At 54.6% G+C, this 13,453-nt stretch carries 14 protein-coding genes and 2 pseudogenes; 9 read left to right on the forward strand and 7 right to left on the reverse strand.

Translation table 11 applies throughout. The annotated features are described in order from the left end of the window. Positions 1-96 precede the first annotated feature (96 nt). The 5 genes from C8D99_RS14640 to C8D99_RS14660 are packed head-to-tail and all read right to left on the reverse strand — an operon-like array spanning position 97 to position 6,428. Positions 97-1,326, reverse strand: coding sequence for a glycosyltransferase family 4 protein (locus C8D99_RS14640; RefSeq protein WP_133959249.1), 1,230 nt, complete (start codon positions 1,324-1,326; stop codon positions 97-99). 31 nt (positions 1,327-1,357) lie between these two features. Beyond that, positions 1,358-2,230, reverse strand: a complete 873-nt coding sequence (locus C8D99_RS14645) for an NAD-dependent epimerase/dehydratase family protein (RefSeq protein WP_166670230.1) — start codon at positions 2,228-2,230, stop codon at positions 1,358-1,360. Next, positions 2,227-3,249, reverse strand: a complete 1,023-nt coding sequence (locus tag C8D99_RS14650) for an MraY family glycosyltransferase (RefSeq protein WP_133959251.1) — start codon at positions 3,247-3,249, stop codon at positions 2,227-2,229. Before C8D99_RS14650 ends, C8D99_RS14645 begins: the two co-directional genes overlap by 4 nt. Next, the gene (locus C8D99_RS14655) at positions 3,246-5,108 is read right to left on the reverse strand and encodes a polysaccharide biosynthesis protein (RefSeq protein WP_133959252.1); all 1,863 of its coding nucleotides are present in this window, start codon (positions 5,106-5,108) and stop codon (positions 3,246-3,248) included. The genes C8D99_RS14650 and C8D99_RS14655 overlap by 4 nt, the downstream gene beginning before the upstream one ends. 18 nt (positions 5,109-5,126) lie before the next feature. After that, positions 5,127-6,428 carry a GumC family protein gene (locus C8D99_RS14660; protein WP_133959253.1) on the reverse strand — a complete coding sequence of 434 codons (1,302 nt, stop codon included), beginning with the start codon at positions 6,426-6,428 and terminating at the stop codon, positions 5,127-5,129. A gap of 232 nt (positions 6,429-6,660) precedes the next feature. Here C8D99_RS14660 and C8D99_RS14665 point away from each other — a divergent pair, with 232 nt between their 5' ends. From C8D99_RS14665 to C8D99_RS14700, 8 genes are all read left to right on the forward strand, one after another. Continuing rightward, positions 6,661-6,882 (forward strand): DUF1659 domain-containing protein, encoded by a 222-nt coding sequence (locus C8D99_RS14665; protein WP_133959254.1) that lies wholly within the window; start codon positions 6,661-6,663, stop codon positions 6,880-6,882. 23 nt (positions 6,883-6,905) lie between these two features. Then, positions 6,906-7,106, forward strand: a complete 201-nt coding sequence (locus C8D99_RS14670) for a DUF2922 domain-containing protein (protein ID WP_133959255.1) — start codon at positions 6,906-6,908, stop codon at positions 7,104-7,106. A 70-nt stretch (positions 7,107-7,176) separates the two neighbouring features. Further along, positions 7,177-7,332 (forward strand): YvrJ family protein, encoded by a 156-nt coding sequence (locus C8D99_RS14675; protein ID WP_133959256.1) that lies wholly within the window; start codon positions 7,177-7,179, stop codon positions 7,330-7,332. A gap of 662 nt (positions 7,333-7,994) precedes the next feature. After that, positions 7,995-8,351 carry a D-Ala-D-Ala carboxypeptidase family metallohydrolase gene (locus C8D99_RS14680; RefSeq protein ID WP_133959257.1) on the forward strand — a complete coding sequence of 119 codons (357 nt, stop codon included), beginning with the start codon at positions 7,995-7,997 and terminating at the stop codon, positions 8,349-8,351. Between the two features lie 11 nt (positions 8,352-8,362). Beyond that, positions 8,363-8,839, forward strand: a complete 477-nt coding sequence (locus C8D99_RS14685) for a sigma-70 family RNA polymerase sigma factor (RefSeq protein WP_133959258.1) — start codon at positions 8,363-8,365, stop codon at positions 8,837-8,839. A 665-nt stretch (positions 8,840-9,504) separates the two neighbouring features. Further along, positions 9,505-10,326 (forward strand): NYN domain-containing protein, encoded by an 822-nt coding sequence (locus tag C8D99_RS14690; RefSeq protein ID WP_166670231.1) that lies wholly within the window; start codon positions 9,505-9,507, stop codon positions 10,324-10,326. 708 nt (positions 10,327-11,034) lie between these two features. After that, the gene (gene relB, locus C8D99_RS14695; protein WP_133959260.1) at positions 11,035-11,274 is read left to right on the forward strand and encodes a type II toxin-antitoxin system RelB family antitoxin; all 240 of its coding nucleotides are present in this window, start codon (positions 11,035-11,037) and stop codon (positions 11,272-11,274) included. After that, complete coding sequence (locus C8D99_RS14700) at positions 11,271-11,549, forward strand: type II toxin-antitoxin system RelE family toxin (protein WP_133959261.1); 279 nt, start codon at positions 11,271-11,273, stop codon at positions 11,547-11,549. The genes relB and C8D99_RS14700 overlap by 4 nt, the downstream gene beginning before the upstream one ends. A gap of 44 nt (positions 11,550-11,593) precedes the next feature. Here the strand turns inward: C8D99_RS14700 and C8D99_RS15305 are convergent, their stop codons facing one another. After that, entirely contained in the window at positions 11,594-11,734 is a 141-nt protein-coding gene (locus tag C8D99_RS15305; RefSeq protein ID WP_166670232.1) for a hypothetical protein, read from the reverse strand. Positions 11,735-12,356: 622 nt separating this feature from the next. On the opposite strand from C8D99_RS15305, the pseudogene C8D99_RS14705 reads away from it, so the two are divergent. Next, positions 12,357-13,235 (forward strand): annotated as a pseudogene (locus C8D99_RS14705) (dihydrolipoyl dehydrogenase family protein); the annotation flags it as partial. A gap of 35 nt (positions 13,236-13,270) precedes the next feature. On the opposite strand, the pseudogene C8D99_RS15610 reads toward C8D99_RS14705, so the two are convergent. Next, positions 13,271-13,453, reverse strand: a pseudogene (locus tag C8D99_RS15610) (IS256 family transposase); the annotation flags it as partial.

The raw sequence follows: 13,453 nt of genomic DNA on the forward strand, positions 1-13,453 counted from the left end.
GGGGACCTGTTTTCAAATCTGTCTAAAACAGCTCCGCAAAACCCTGGAAATTCAGGGTGCTATTTCAGATTTCAATTTATTTTGGACAGCAGTGATTTATTTGGAAAGCTTATTTAATAATATCGATAGGGATACTTTTAGTTTCTCAGAAAGTCTTGCCCAGTCGTATTGCTCTAGTGCATATTCACGCCCCTTTTCCCCCATTGCTTCTTTCTCATGAAGGGGAAGATCAATCAAACTCCCTAAAGCCTCCGGGAATTCATCGATAGTTTGAGCCACGACTCCTGCTCCTGATTGATGTACTGGGTTTTCTGCGCAGTCACCGACAAAGAGAATTGGTTTTCCGGCGGCATGATAGTCTGCGAGCTTGTTTGCGCCTATACCATAGCGATAAAGCGGAGATGGAAGTAAATAAAAGAGAAAAGCGTCCGCATCAGCAATTATTTCAGGCAGCTTTTCCTTTAGAACCGGCTCAATAAAAACAACCGGTAAATTTTCAGTTTCTGACCTGCTTTGAAGAAGATTGCGATAGGGACCATCTCCTACGAGTACAAGCTTAAATTTAGGATACTTCAATTTAATGGCTTTGAGTTGATTGAAAACTGCATCAATCCCATTGGCGAGGCCCAAAGAACCAGTATAATACAGTTTGAAACTCGAAGGTTCTTTGGGTGTGCTTTTTACCTCGCTGAACAAAGTTGTATCTGTTCCATTCGTGAGCCAGAGAAACTTTTCATCCGAGAGTTTCATTCGTTCAATATAATAATCCTTCATCAGTCTTGTTATAGTAACGATCAGATCCGCAGATCGAGCGAGCTTGCGGTCCAGATAGTCCAGGTACATGATGAACGGGTGCCATTTGGAATATCCACCTATTTCAATGGGTGTAAGCGGCCAGAGATCACGAACCTCGTAGATAAACGGAACTTCGAAAAACCGAGCTATTTTTCTTGCCGCGTCTGCTCCGAAAAGCGTCATAGTTGAACCCATAACAATATCAGGCCTGCCCGTTTTGAGCGAGCCAAGGGTACTGTACGCACGCTTTCCGAAGACGACCATGTTCCATATTCGTCCGGCTGACTTGTTGTCTTTGTATGTTGGGGTTGGGATGGTAAGGAACGAAACACCATCAAATTCTTGTTGGACTACGCTGTTCCTGTTTTCCTGCCGCCGATTGCCTTTCTTCAAATACAGGTCGAAGCTGCCGCGAACAATGGTCGTCTCCCAGCCGTATTTTTTAAGTCTTTTCGCTAGTTCATAGTGCCGTGTGATTCCTGCGGTGTCTGGAGTGGCCGCGTATTGATTGATAATCCAAAGTTTTTTCATAAAATAATCCTTTTGACTAATAAATGATCTGCTAAGAATCCTTGACTATGAATGATGCCCCGAGTTTATCCCATTCGTTTCTTTTTCCGATCAACACAAAAAGGCAACATAAAATGAGGGGGGGTACAGAAAATAATCGGGCTTTTTTTTTCTCCCATTCAGCTGCCAGTAGTATCAGTTCTTTCGTGGAAATCGTATTGGAATCTGAAGCGATTTTAACAACCACACCAAGGTTTGTGTTTTGCAACCCACCTATTATAAATTCTAAAAGTCTTTCGATATAAAGTAGATGCCTTTGATTATTTGAGCTTCCAAAAGGCAATGGAATCCCCATTTTTACTAGCTTTGAAAGACGTGCGAAGTTTCCTGGCGCCTTCGGGCCGTAGACCATGGTGGGGCGGAATATGGTCAGTGATGCATCTGCCTTTTCAAAGAGAGCCGTAAGCTTTTGTTCCGCCTCCCATTTTGATTTTCCGTAATACGTTATAGGATTGATGGGGCTTTTTACGGTCAATGGTTCCGTGGTTTTGTTCACCCCGTAGACTGCCACTGTGCTCAGAAAGACAAAGGAGCGTATCTTCTTTTCCAGTGCCTGCTTTGCTAAAGCGGCAGTCGCATCGGTGTTTGTTCTGCGGAAGAGATCCTCGGTTGCTTTATTCTTTGTCTCCTTTTTGTGGACTATGGCGGCAAGGTGGACCACTCCGTCAGCACCTTCCAGGGCTTCCGACCAGTCGGTTTTGCCGCTGATCGCTCCTGTAACCACCGGTTTCACGCCTTCGGGAAGGAGTTCTGCTTCCTTTTGGTTTAGAAGAGACCCGGTCACTTCATACCCGTTTTTTAAAAGATGAGAACACAGGTTTCTGCCGATATACCCTGCGGCTCCCGTCACGAGAATTCTTCTCATTGCGTCACTTCCATTGATCGCAGTTTTGCGGATATTTTTCCGTAGAGCAGTTTGCACCCCATTATAAGGGCAACATATACTCCGGCAAAGAGCAGGAGCGGAAATGGTCTGAGGAACCATACAGTAGCTGAAAGAGCAAATGTTACAAGAAGAACCGCTCCTGTTACACCTGCATGGGGATACCCCGCCTTGATGAACTGCTGGTACAGATGGTCCCGGTGGGCTTCTGACAGGCGCTTTCGCTGCCGTGCGCGCATGACAAGGGTGAGGGTTGCGTCAACGACAAAGACCGATACCAGTACGGCCCAGATGAGGAGCGGCAAAGTATTTGTGTTCTCGGTGTAAAGGGCGAAGCAGAAGAAGGCGAAACCCAGGAAGCCGCTGCCGGCATCGCCCATGAAGACCTTTGCGGGCGACCAGTTCCAGAGAAGAAAGCCGAGTACCGAGGCAGCCAGGGCGAAAAGGGGGAGCGATGCGGGGGTTCCCGTTGTGAGAAAGGCGCCTGCCAATGCGACGAGGACTGCTTCACCCGCAGCAAGGCCGTCGATGCCGTCCATGAAGTTGTACAGGTTGATCATCCACACGCCACCGATAAATGCGAGAACGTGCCCTATATAGCCTAGGGGCAGGGAGACGAAGCCGAGGGAGAGGGAGGGCATGCCTCCCAGGTGATACAGGGCCCAGAGTACAGCTATGCTGTGGACGCCGAGGCGCTGCCATGCAGGGAGGGTGTTCCTGTCGTCAATCCACCCGATGGCGGCGACGGCCAGGCCCCCTCCGGAGAGGGCGAGCCAGAGGGAAGCTTCTCTCGGGAAGAAGAAGGGGCACAGGAGGACAACGGCAAGAAAAAGAGCGACGAAGACCACGCCTCCGCCCCGAGGGGTTGGGAGAGTGTGGGAGCTGCGCTCGTTGGGGATGTCGAGAATGGCTTTCTTTCGGGCGTAGTTGATGTAGAGCTTTGACCCGGTGCATGAGAGGAAAGCCAGGCCGGAAAAAAACACGAGAGAAAGAAGGTTCATTTCCCGTTCTCCTCACTGCATACCTGGCAATGGGGAATGAGTTTCCCCAGCTTTTCCCGGATTGCCCGTCCGTTTTCTTCTTCCGCCGCCTGCCGGAGTTCTTCCAGCAGTTGGGGCAGTTCGGCGGGCAGGCCGTTGTTCCGTGCAACGAAGATTTTCTTGAACCGGGAGGCTTCCGTGCCTTCTTCGGCGGTGAGGAGTTCCTCGAAGAGTTTTTCGCCCGGGCGGATACCCGAGAAGACGATGTCAATGTCGGTGCCGGGTTCGAAGCCCGAAAGGCGGATGAGGTCCGATGCCAGGTCGATGATCTTGACCGGCTGGCCCATGTCGAGCACGAAGACGGAGCCGTTCCGCTTCATGCCCCCCGCCTGGAGGACGAGCTGTGCCGCCTCGGGGATGGTCATGAAGTACCGGGTCATTTCCGGGTGGGTGACGGTGACGGGCCCGCCACGGCGGATCTGCTCCTTGAAGGTGGGGATGACGCTGCCCCTGCTGCCCAGCACGTTGCCGAACCGGACGGAGACGAAGGCTCTTCCCGGGAGGGCTTTTTCCGCCGCCGAGCGGACGATCATTTCGGCCACCCGCTTGGAGGCGCCCATGACGGAGGTGGGGTTCACCGCCTTGTCGGTGGAGATGTTGACGAAGACTTCCACGTTGTGCTCCAGGGCGAGTTCCGCAAGATTTTGGGTGCCGAAGACGTTGTTGAGGATGGCTTCTTCGGGGTTCTCCTCCATGAGGGGGACGTGCTTGTGGGCCGCCGCGTGGAAGACCACCTTGGGGGAGTGGGTCTCGAAGACACGCCGCAGGCGCTCCCGGTTGCGCACGTCGGCCACCACGGTGGTGATGTTGCGGACGTGATGGATGTTCCGGAGTTCCTGCTCGATCTGGAAGAGGCTGTTCTCCCCCCGCCCTAGGAGGATGATGTGCCGGGGATCGAAGGGGAGGATCTGCCGGACGATCTCGCTGCCGATGGATCCGCCCGCACCCGTGACCAGGACCACGCGGCCGGTGATGTACCCGGCGATCTCGTCCAGGTCGAGCCGGACGGGGTCGCGGTTGAGGAGGTCTTCCACTTCCACGTCCCGGATGCTGGAGATGGAGACCTTGCCCGAGAGGACTTCCCATATTCCGGGGATGATCCGCGCAGGTATTTCGGCCTTCCGGGCCGTTTCGAGGATGGACCGGATGGCGTCGCCCATGACGGAGGGGATGGCGATGAGGATTTCGTCCACCGTCTGGCCCCGGGCCACCGCGGCGAGGCGTTTTACCGGGCCGAAGACGGGGTAGCCCACGAAGGTGGTGTTCCACTTTCCGGGATCGTCGTCGAGGAAGCCCACGGGGGTGAGGCAGGACTCGGGATGGCGGAGCATCTCCCGGACGATCATGGTGCCGGCGTCCCCGGCGCCGATGACGAGGACCCGCTTGTTCTGCCCCCTGCCTTTCCTGCGGACGTTCCCTTCGAGGAAGAGGCGGACCAGGAGGCGGGCGGCACCCCATGCGATAAGCAGCAGCATACCGTCGATGAGGGGGATGCTGCGGGGTATGCGGTAGTAGGGCGACAGGAGGAAGGCCGCAGTGGAGGAGAGAAGGGTGAAGGCGGCGACGGCCTTGCCGAGGCGGGTGAGGTCCCGGACGCCGATGCTCCTCCATGACTGCCGGAAGAGGCCGAAGCCGAGGATTAATGCAACCTTGATGCCCAGGCTGAGGAGGATGTAGAAGACTTCACTCCTGTGGTAGAGCTTCGGGATGGGGAGGCCGAGGCGCAACGCAAATGCCCCCCACGACGCGGCGGCGGCGAGGGTGAGGTCGATGGCGAATTTGATCAGGAGGGAATTTCCGGGCCCCGGTTTTGTAAGCATTTCGACGGTTGTTGTTTATTAAGCCTTTGCAGAAGCCGTTCGGTTCTTCACCATGTTGACGATGAGCGCGGCGAAGATGCCGATGAACAGGCCGAGAACGCCGGAAAGGGCGACGATGAGGGTTTTCCTCGGCGCCACGGGCGACGTGGGGAGTACGGGCTGCTCGATGACCCGGATGGGGTCGGCGGCTTCGGCGGCTGCGATCCGGGTTTCCTGGAATTTCTTCGCAAGATTGGTATAGGCATCGTTCAGGGCTTTTTCTTCCCGTTCGAGCCGCTGGATGTTCTTTTTGCTTTCGACGAGAAGCACCTGTTTTTCGTTGAATTCTTTTTCTGTTGCTTTAAGATGCTGCTCCAGGTCAGCAATGGAAGCCTTGAGAGACTGAACCTCGGTCTCAGCAAAGGTAATCATATTCCGAAGAATACTATGTCTTTCGTTGATTACTTCGTCACGGAAGATCAGATTTTCATTTTTATGAGAGTCAGTGCCCCGTGGAACATTGAGAAGCATCTCATTTGAGGGAGACCTGTTCAGGATGATTATCTCCGGTTCCTCTTTAATAAGTTCTTTTAATGCAATCAATTCAGCTTCCCTGGAAACAAGGGTGCGTTTCTTGAAGGAGATGTCTTCCTGATAGTTTTTGTTAAGTGTTTTTAATGTGGTCAGAGTGTTTTCCAAGAAATCTATCGGGTGTTGTTTCCGATAATCTGCCAGTTTGTCTTCTGCTGCTTTCAGGTCTTTTTTCACAATTTCAAAGTTCTCGCTTATATATTCGAAGGACTGGGTTCCCCTCGTGGAGAAAAGCTGAGCGTTCCTTCGGGTGAAATGGGTGATCCACGAAGAAAGGAAAGACGTCAGGGCAGCGGGATCCTCTCCCTTGAGGGACACGGAAAGCGTAAAGGGCAACTTGCCGGTGGTGTCCTTTTCAGAGGCCTTGTTGACGCTGACGGACATGTTCCGCTGGGCTGCGGCCGCGTCAGGCTGTTCTGTCCCTGAATAGACTTCGGCGATGACGTCGTTCAGCAGGTCCTGGGCGAGGGCGAGATCCTTGTAGATTTCGGAAGAGAACATCTGCCCGCCGGAATTTTTATCATCGGTCAGTTCTCTGGAAATGGGGGGAAGGATGAGCAGCGTCGTCTTGGCCTCGTAGGTTTTCGGCGTCAGCAGGGCAAAAGTCGTGCCTGCGGCAACGAAGAGCGCCGCACAGATCACTATGACCCATTTCTGTTTCCACAGTGCCATAAAAAGATCCATCAGGTCGATTTCGTCGTCGTCCTGGTAAGGTGCAGGGGTATTCTGCACGGAGCGGTCAGTTGTCATCGGGGGAAGTTCCTCCTTGAAGCGAGTTGGTTTTCATGCCCAAAAATTATAGCACCATATTGGGCGGCCGGGGTTTTTGTTCGTTTAGTTCTTCAAGTTTTTGCTTCAGAAAGGAATCCGGAAGAAAGTGATCTTGAAAATAGATATCTATTTGTATATATTAAAGGTCGAAGGCACTCTTATAGATGTCCGGGAAGAATCCGGGCTATCTTGAATTTCGGGAGGAATTGACATGGCAGTGTATTCGCCTTTGAAGAGTTCCGTAGTGCTTCGCCTCAATACCGGCACCGGCGGCGACGGCAAGATGATCGTCCGGTCCGTGACCATGAGCCGGATCCGTCCGGCGGTGGATGCCACGTCGCTGAAGTCGGCGACGGACGCCCTTGGTTCCCTTTTTGATTATCCGGTGCTGGCAGTGGAAAAAGTGGGCACCGATTCCGTGGAAGCCGCCTAGGGCTGGAAGGAGAGTGACGGAATATGAAGACGTTTCGGATGAAGTTTCTGACTGATCTCGGTAAGACCTTCGTGGTGTCGCTGAACTACGCGAAGGAGACCATTTCTGCAGCCGAGGCGGAGGCCGCCATGGATGCGGTGATCGACAACGATATTTTCGATCAGGCGCTGGTGTCCATCGCCGGGGCGGAGCTTGTGGACCGCACGGTGACGGAGATTCTGTAGCCGGTAGGGACTGCAGGGGAGGGGGAGTCCTCTCCCCTCTGTTTTCTGATATGAAGGAGGGAGCCGAACAATGGAGGATTTTATGTCCACGGTGGTGCAGAACGGGTTCTCCGTGGCGGTGGCGGCCTTTCTGCTGGTGCGCATGGAACGCCGCCTGGAGGAACTGTCCCTGGCCATCCGGGATTTGCATGCGGCCATAGTTTCGGGGAGAACACTGTCGTCCTGAGGGGTAAAGGCGAGGAAAGATCTGGTTCTGTCATTCTGAGGCCTGATCCATGGCCGAAGAATCTGGGGTAAAGGCCCTTTAAAGGCAAAACGAGGTCCTTCCCCTCCGGGGATGCTTCACGATCACCTTGCTCAGGACGACAAAAAATCGGGGCACGGGGCTCAGGACGACAGAGGGTTGTCATCCCGAGGCCGGTACCTTGGCCGATCGCGTCCCCGGAGGGGAGGGGTCTCGGGCTTGAGGCAGTTGAGAATCGAAGTCGAGATCCCTCCTCCCTACGGTCGTTCGGGACGACAGGTGTTTGGATGTCATCCTGAACGAAGAGAAGGATCTCGCCCCTATGGCAGTCAAGAATCAACCCCGAGGTCCTTCGCCTTGCTCAGGACGACAGACAAAGGCAAAATCGAGGTTCTTCCCCTCCGGGGATGCTTCGCGATCACTGCGTTCGTTCGGGACGACAGGTGTTTGGATGTCATCCTGAACGAAGTGAAGGATCTCGCCCCTATGGCAGTCAAAAATCAACCCCGAGGTCCTTCCCCTCCGGGGATGCTTCTCGATCGCGATGCTCAGGACGACAGACAAAGGCAAGCCCGAGATCCTTCGTCGCTTCGCTCCTCAGGATGACAAAGCAAGTTATTCGCATCAATAAAGGTGGTGAATGTATGGCAGAAAAAACAACCCGACTGAATGATCTTCCCGTGGCGGAGCATTTCCGCCTCCGGGAATTCGAATGCCCCTGCTGCCACTGCGTGAGGCTCTGTCCTCTCCTGGTGGAGCTGCTCGAGGCCGTGAGGGCCCAGTGGGGAAAGCCCGTTGTCATTAGCAGCGGATATCGGTGCCCGTCCCACAACAGGCGGGTGAAGGGGGCGGCGCGGAGCCTCCATCTGGAGGGACGTGCGGCGGATGTACTGGTTCCGTTTAATGAGCAGCCGGCGGTGGAGGTGTTTGCACGGCGGGCGGGCTTCACCCAGGTGATTCCCTACGGCCGGCGGAATTTTATGCATCTTGCGGTAGCGTGACGGAGGGATGAATGGGGTTTCCGAAATATGATATGGAGTCCGAGCTCCGGCGATTCCGGCCCCTCGTTACGGCCACGGCCCGGAGATACGCAGGGAGGGGAGCGGAGTTCGACGACCTGGTGCAGGAAGGATACCTTGCCCTGCTGGAGCTGATCCCGAGGTGCGGGGATCCGGAACGGCTGCCCCTTTTTCTGAAGAACCGGCTTCCCGCGAGGGTAAGGGCCGCTGCCCGGAGGGAATGGCGGCAGCAGTACGTTCCCCTGGAGGATGTGGAAGGAACGCCGGAGGAACCTGCGATTTTTGAAGAGCCGCACATTCCCGACCGGGCGGTTGAGGAGTGTCTTTGCGGAGAGGACAGGGAACTTGTGATCCTGCTGGCGGGAGGATTTTCGCAGAAAGAGGCTGCCGAGAGGTTCGGCATAACACAACAGGCGGTGAGCGCCCGGCTGCGGCTGGTACGGAAGCGCCTTGCACCGCTGATTCAATAGAGAAGAAGGACGAAGTGAGGGGGAAAGCGAACCCCCTCACTTTTTTGTAGGGAGGCGGTTTGGGCGAATGCCTGTAAACCCGGGGCGCCTTTGTCGTCATCACGGGCGGCCTAGCGTCCCGAGACCGGGGGCATGGCCGATCACATCCCCGGAAGGGAGGGAATCTTGGTCTTGAGGCAGTCGAGAGTCAAAAACAGATCCCTCCTCGCTGCGCTCGTTCGGGATGACAGCATGTTGTCATTCCGAACGGCGAAGCCGGAGGAATCTCGGTCTTAATGGTATCGAGAATCAAAGGCAGGTCCCTCGCCCCCTTCGGGGATGCTCCGCGATCACTGCGTTCGTTCGGGACGACAGGTGTTTGGATGTCATCCTGAACGAAGTGAAGGATCTCGCCCCTAAGGCAGTCAAGAATCAACCCCGAGGTCCTTCGCCTTGCTCAGGACGACAGACAAAGGCAACCCAGAGATCCTTCCCCTCCGGGAGTATGGCCGAAGGATCTAGCCTTGAACTCATTCACCGGTTTCAATGCGGTTATCTGATACTTGACGACCTATCGGGATTAGCGTAATATGCAAAGCAGAATTAATTGGCGCTCCAAAAGCGCCCCTACTACAAGAAGGAAGATGGCTTGCCGTCTTCCTTCTTTCTTGAAAGGGGAGCCGCTGGTGAAAAGAGTGGCCGTTTTTGTCGACGCAGGTTATTTTTGGGTCCAGACAGCAAAAGCACTCTTTCTTGAACAGAAACCGAGAAGTTTTGTTCATGTTGACCATCAGAGAATGCGGAGCGAGTTGCTCGGCCAAGTGGAAAATTTTTGCCCGGGCAGCGATCTTTTGAGAATCTATTGGTACGACGGCCCCGGAGCAAACGGAACAAAATCATACGAGCACGAGTGTATTGAACGCCTCGACGATTTTAAGCTTCGTCTTGGCTCCCGCAACATAAGAGGAGACCAAAAAGCTGTAGACGGGCTACTTATCGCCGATCTCATCGGGCTTGCTCAAAACAGGTCCATCAGCGAGGCGATCATTCTCTCAGGAGATGCTGATCTGGTTCCAGGCGTCCTTGCCGTACAAAACCTCGGGATCCGAGTTCTGCTTATTGAAATCGGCGCCCGGGAAGCCACTTCGCCTTATTTGATAGCGGAAGTTGACCGTTATTGCAGGTGGAATTCGGAGAGCATCCGCTCATTTGCCATAAAAGCTCCTTCCTGCGAAGAAACTGAACATAGTCCTTCTTCGTTGTCTCTTGAACCGGTATCGCAGCTCGATTTGAAAAAGATTGCCGAAGAGTTTTACTGCCATCAATCTGCTGAAAAACGAAAAATGCTGGCAACTATCGATCATAACCAGCCAATACCATCGGATGTCGACAGAGCCCTTTTGGAACTAGCCCGCACTGAAAACGGTGATAGATGGCTTCAAACAGAACAGAAAAAGCTGATCCGTTCCCTCCTCAAAGAACACGCAAAACTACAAAAGGGCAAGTAACCTATTAAGGCCCCAGAATCCTGATGAGGTCCCTGCCTCCTATGGGATGCTGCCGCAATAGCCTCGCCCCCATCAGGATAACAGGGTAATGTCATCCCGAGGGCGGCTCCATGGCCGATCGTGTCCCCGGAGGGGAGGGATCTCGCTCTTGTGACAGCCCAGAATCAACCCCGAGGTCCCTCGTCGCTGCGCTCGCTCGGGACGACAACCAACTGCATTCGAGCGGGACTGAGGGTGTCATCCCGAGGTCGGTACCATGGCCGAGGGATCTCGAAGGCACTCCAGAGTCAAAATCGAGGTCCTTCGCGTTGCTCCGTTGCTCAGGACGACAAAAAAACAAGTCCTCGGGAGGACAGAGGGTTGTCATCCTGAGGCCGGAACCATGGCCGAAGGATCTCGCGCTTGAGGGCGTTCGAACCAAGGGCAGATCCCTCGCCCCCTTCGGGAGTGTTCCGCGATTGCTTCGTTCGTTCGGGACGACAAGCAAAAAGGTAAAGGCAGATCCCTCTTCGCTCCGCTCATTCGGGATGACAAGCAACTGCCGCTCGCTCGGGACGACAACAAAAGGTGCTTGCTCGGGACGAAAGAATGTTGTTTGTCATCCCGAGCGAATGCGAGGGATCCCGCCCTTGAACTCTTTCACTGGTTTCATTGTTGACTGTCCAGGGTTTTGTGTTACGATGCAATACAAAGAAAGGGGAGAATTTAATGGCTACACTTGAGAAAACTCTGTCCATACGGCTTTCCCCGGAAGAACGCCTGGCGGCGGAGGAATACGCCAGGGAGCGAAGGATGTCCCTTGCCCAGTTTGCCCGGGAATCGATTCTTGAGAAGATCGAGGACGCCTACGACCTGAAAGTCTATACAGCCTGGCTGAAAAGCAGGCAGAAGACAGTGCCGTTTGAGGATCTTGTGAAGGAGTGCGGTTTTTCCGAGGAGGAGTTATGAGTTGCTACTCCGTGGAAATTTCCTCTGAGGCTGCGAAGAAGATCAAAAAATTCGATAGGGAGACACAGCACCTGATTTTCAGCTACATCAACCGGAATCTCCGAAATTGCCCGGACCCCCGCGCTTCAGGAAAGGCGTTGACGGGACCTCTTCGGGGATTGTGGCGCTACCGGATAGGTGATTACCGTTTGCTGGCGGAGATCAGGGACGGGGAAATGCTTATCATTGCCGTTGATGTGGGACATCGTTCACAGGTATATTCCCGCAGGAAGTAGATCATGTCGAGAGAGTTATTGTCCCCCGGCAGAAATGGTTTTCGTCAAAGCCCGTGTTCTTTTTTCAAGGTTTCCCACGGTATGGCAGGTTCATCAATTCTTTCACTGATTGCCCGGAGGTCTTCCATATCTTCTTTTTCCTGTAAAGACCAAAGGAAGGTCGCATTACCCGTCACTTTTTCCACACCCTCTTGAGGGAGCTGCCTGACGAGGTTGTATAGTGTCTTTCGCTCTTTTGTCTCAGTCCATCATTATCGTACTCTCCTTCCCTTGCTTGAGAAATCCATCGATAGTTTATCCTAATCCATGGCCCTGAAGGAGGTCATCCCGAACGGCGAAGCCGGGGAAATCGCGGTCTTAAGGGCGTTCGAACCAAAGGCAGATCCCTCGCCCCCTTCGGGGATGCTCCGCGATCGCTCCGCTCATTCGGGACGACAAACAACTGCCGCTCGCTCGGGACGACAGGGTAGTGTCATCCCGAGGCCGGAAACATGGCCGAGGGATCTCGCCCTGGAGGCAGTCAGGAACCAAAGGCAGATCCCTCGCCCCCTTCGGGGATGCTCCGCGATCGCTCCGCTCATTCTGGATGACAAGCAAGGGCAAAATCGAGGTCCTTCGGGCTTAAAGCCTCCCTCAGGACGACAAACCCAAGCAAACCCAAGCATCCTCGGAGGGGAGGGAATCCCGGTCTTGGCAGTGTGTTTTTGTATGTTGAATAAAATACACTAAGGGGGTATAATATTTCCGGCTAAATGAAAATTTTCTCAAAAAGGCGGGTGTTTGAACGTGAAACAGTTCGACATCATAGTGATAGGCATGGGACCGGCGGGCATGGCGGTTTCCGCCATGGGGTCGGCCATGGGGCTTTCGGTGCTGGCGATAGAGAAGCATAAAGTCGGCGGGGAGTGCCTGAACTGCGGCTGTATCCCCAGCAAGGCCCTGCTGAAGGCGGGGGAGGCCCTCCATTCCGCACGCAATCTGAAAAGATACGGCCTGGACGGGGAGCTTCACCTGAATTCCTCCGACCCCATGCAGGTGGTCCGGGACAAGATCCACGGCATCAACGACAAGAAGTTCCAGAAGGCCTTCGAGCGGGCGACACTGGTCAGCGGAACGGCTGAATTCCTGGACGACCGGACGGTCCAGGTGGACGGCGAGAGCTACACCGCAAAGAAGATCTTCATCGCCACCGGGACGGAGCCCTTTGTGCCTCCCATTCCGGGATTGAAGGATGTGCCGGACATCCTGACGAACGTGAACATGTTCGAGATTGAAAAAATGCCGGAATCCCTGACGATCATCGGCGGAGGCGCCATCGGTTCCGAGATGGCCCAGGCCTTCGCCCGCCTCGGGACGAAGGTGGCCGTCGCCCACATGGACCCCCACCTGGTTCCCGTGGGGGACGAGGAGGCCGCACGGGTGCTGGAGGACGTTTTCGCCAGAGAGGGCATCACCGTGTACAACAGGGCGAAAATCACCGGGGTCTCCATGGAGGGCGGGAAGATTGTCACCGTCACGGACAAGGGAACGCTGACGTCGGAGCGGATTCTCGTGGCCGCCGGACGGAAGCCCGTGCTCGAGCCCCTGCGACTGGAACGGGCGGGGATCGAGTTCACGAAGAAGGGCATCACCGTGGACAGCCACATGCGGACGAACAGGTCACATATCTACGCCGTGGGCGACTGCAACGGGAGCTATTGTCAAATCTGGTGTATGGGTCATCAGGCGGCGCTCCTGTCTGATTGGTCCGATACACGAATTCCGTCCTTGAAAATTACTCCTGTGACGACTTCTCCAAGAAGCTCAAACCCTTTGAGTTTTCTCCACCTCTTCTCTGCTGACTGAGCCAGTTTGAAGACCATTGCCAGCGTCGTTGCCCTCGATCCGCAGTTCCGGGTCTTCGC

This window comes from Aminivibrio pyruvatiphilus (assembly GCF_004366815.1).
In the GTDB taxonomy this organism is placed as follows: Bacteria; Synergistota; Synergistia; order Synergistales; family Aminobacteriaceae; genus Aminivibrio; species Aminivibrio pyruvatiphilus.

Bases quoted from the DNA above. Each gene is read 5' to 3' on its own strand.
- C8D99_RS14640 (WP_133959249.1), bottom strand. From the start codon at position 1,326: ATGAAAAAACTTTGGATTATCAATCAATACGCGGCCACTCCAGACACC.
- C8D99_RS14645 (WP_166670230.1), bottom strand. From the start codon at position 2,230: ATGAGAAGAATTCTCGTGACGGGAGCCGCAGGGTATATCGGCAGAAAC.
- C8D99_RS14650 (WP_133959251.1), bottom strand. From the start codon at position 3,249: ATGAACCTTCTTTCTCTCGTGTTTTTTTCCGGCCTGGCTTTCCTCTCA.
- C8D99_RS14655 (WP_133959252.1), bottom strand. From the start codon at position 5,108: ATGCTTACAAAACCGGGGCCCGGAAATTCCCTCCTGATCAAATTCGCC.
- C8D99_RS14660 (WP_133959253.1), bottom strand. From the start codon at position 6,428: ATGACAACTGACCGCTCCGTGCAGAATACCCCTGCACCTTACCAGGAC.
- C8D99_RS14665 (WP_133959254.1), top strand. From the start codon at position 6,661: ATGGCAGTGTATTCGCCTTTGAAGAGTTCCGTAGTGCTTCGCCTCAAT.
- C8D99_RS14670 (WP_133959255.1), top strand. From the start codon at position 6,906: ATGAAGACGTTTCGGATGAAGTTTCTGACTGATCTCGGTAAGACCTTC.
- C8D99_RS14675 (WP_133959256.1), top strand. From the start codon at position 7,177: ATGGAGGATTTTATGTCCACGGTGGTGCAGAACGGGTTCTCCGTGGCG.
- C8D99_RS14680 (WP_133959257.1), top strand. From the start codon at position 7,995: ATGGCAGAAAAAACAACCCGACTGAATGATCTTCCCGTGGCGGAGCAT.
- C8D99_RS14685 (WP_133959258.1), top strand. From the start codon at position 8,363: ATGGGGTTTCCGAAATATGATATGGAGTCCGAGCTCCGGCGATTCCGG.
- relB (WP_133959260.1), top strand. From the start codon at position 11,035: ATGGCTACACTTGAGAAAACTCTGTCCATACGGCTTTCCCCGGAAGAA.
- C8D99_RS14700 (WP_133959261.1), top strand. From the start codon at position 11,271: ATGAGTTGCTACTCCGTGGAAATTTCCTCTGAGGCTGCGAAGAAGATC.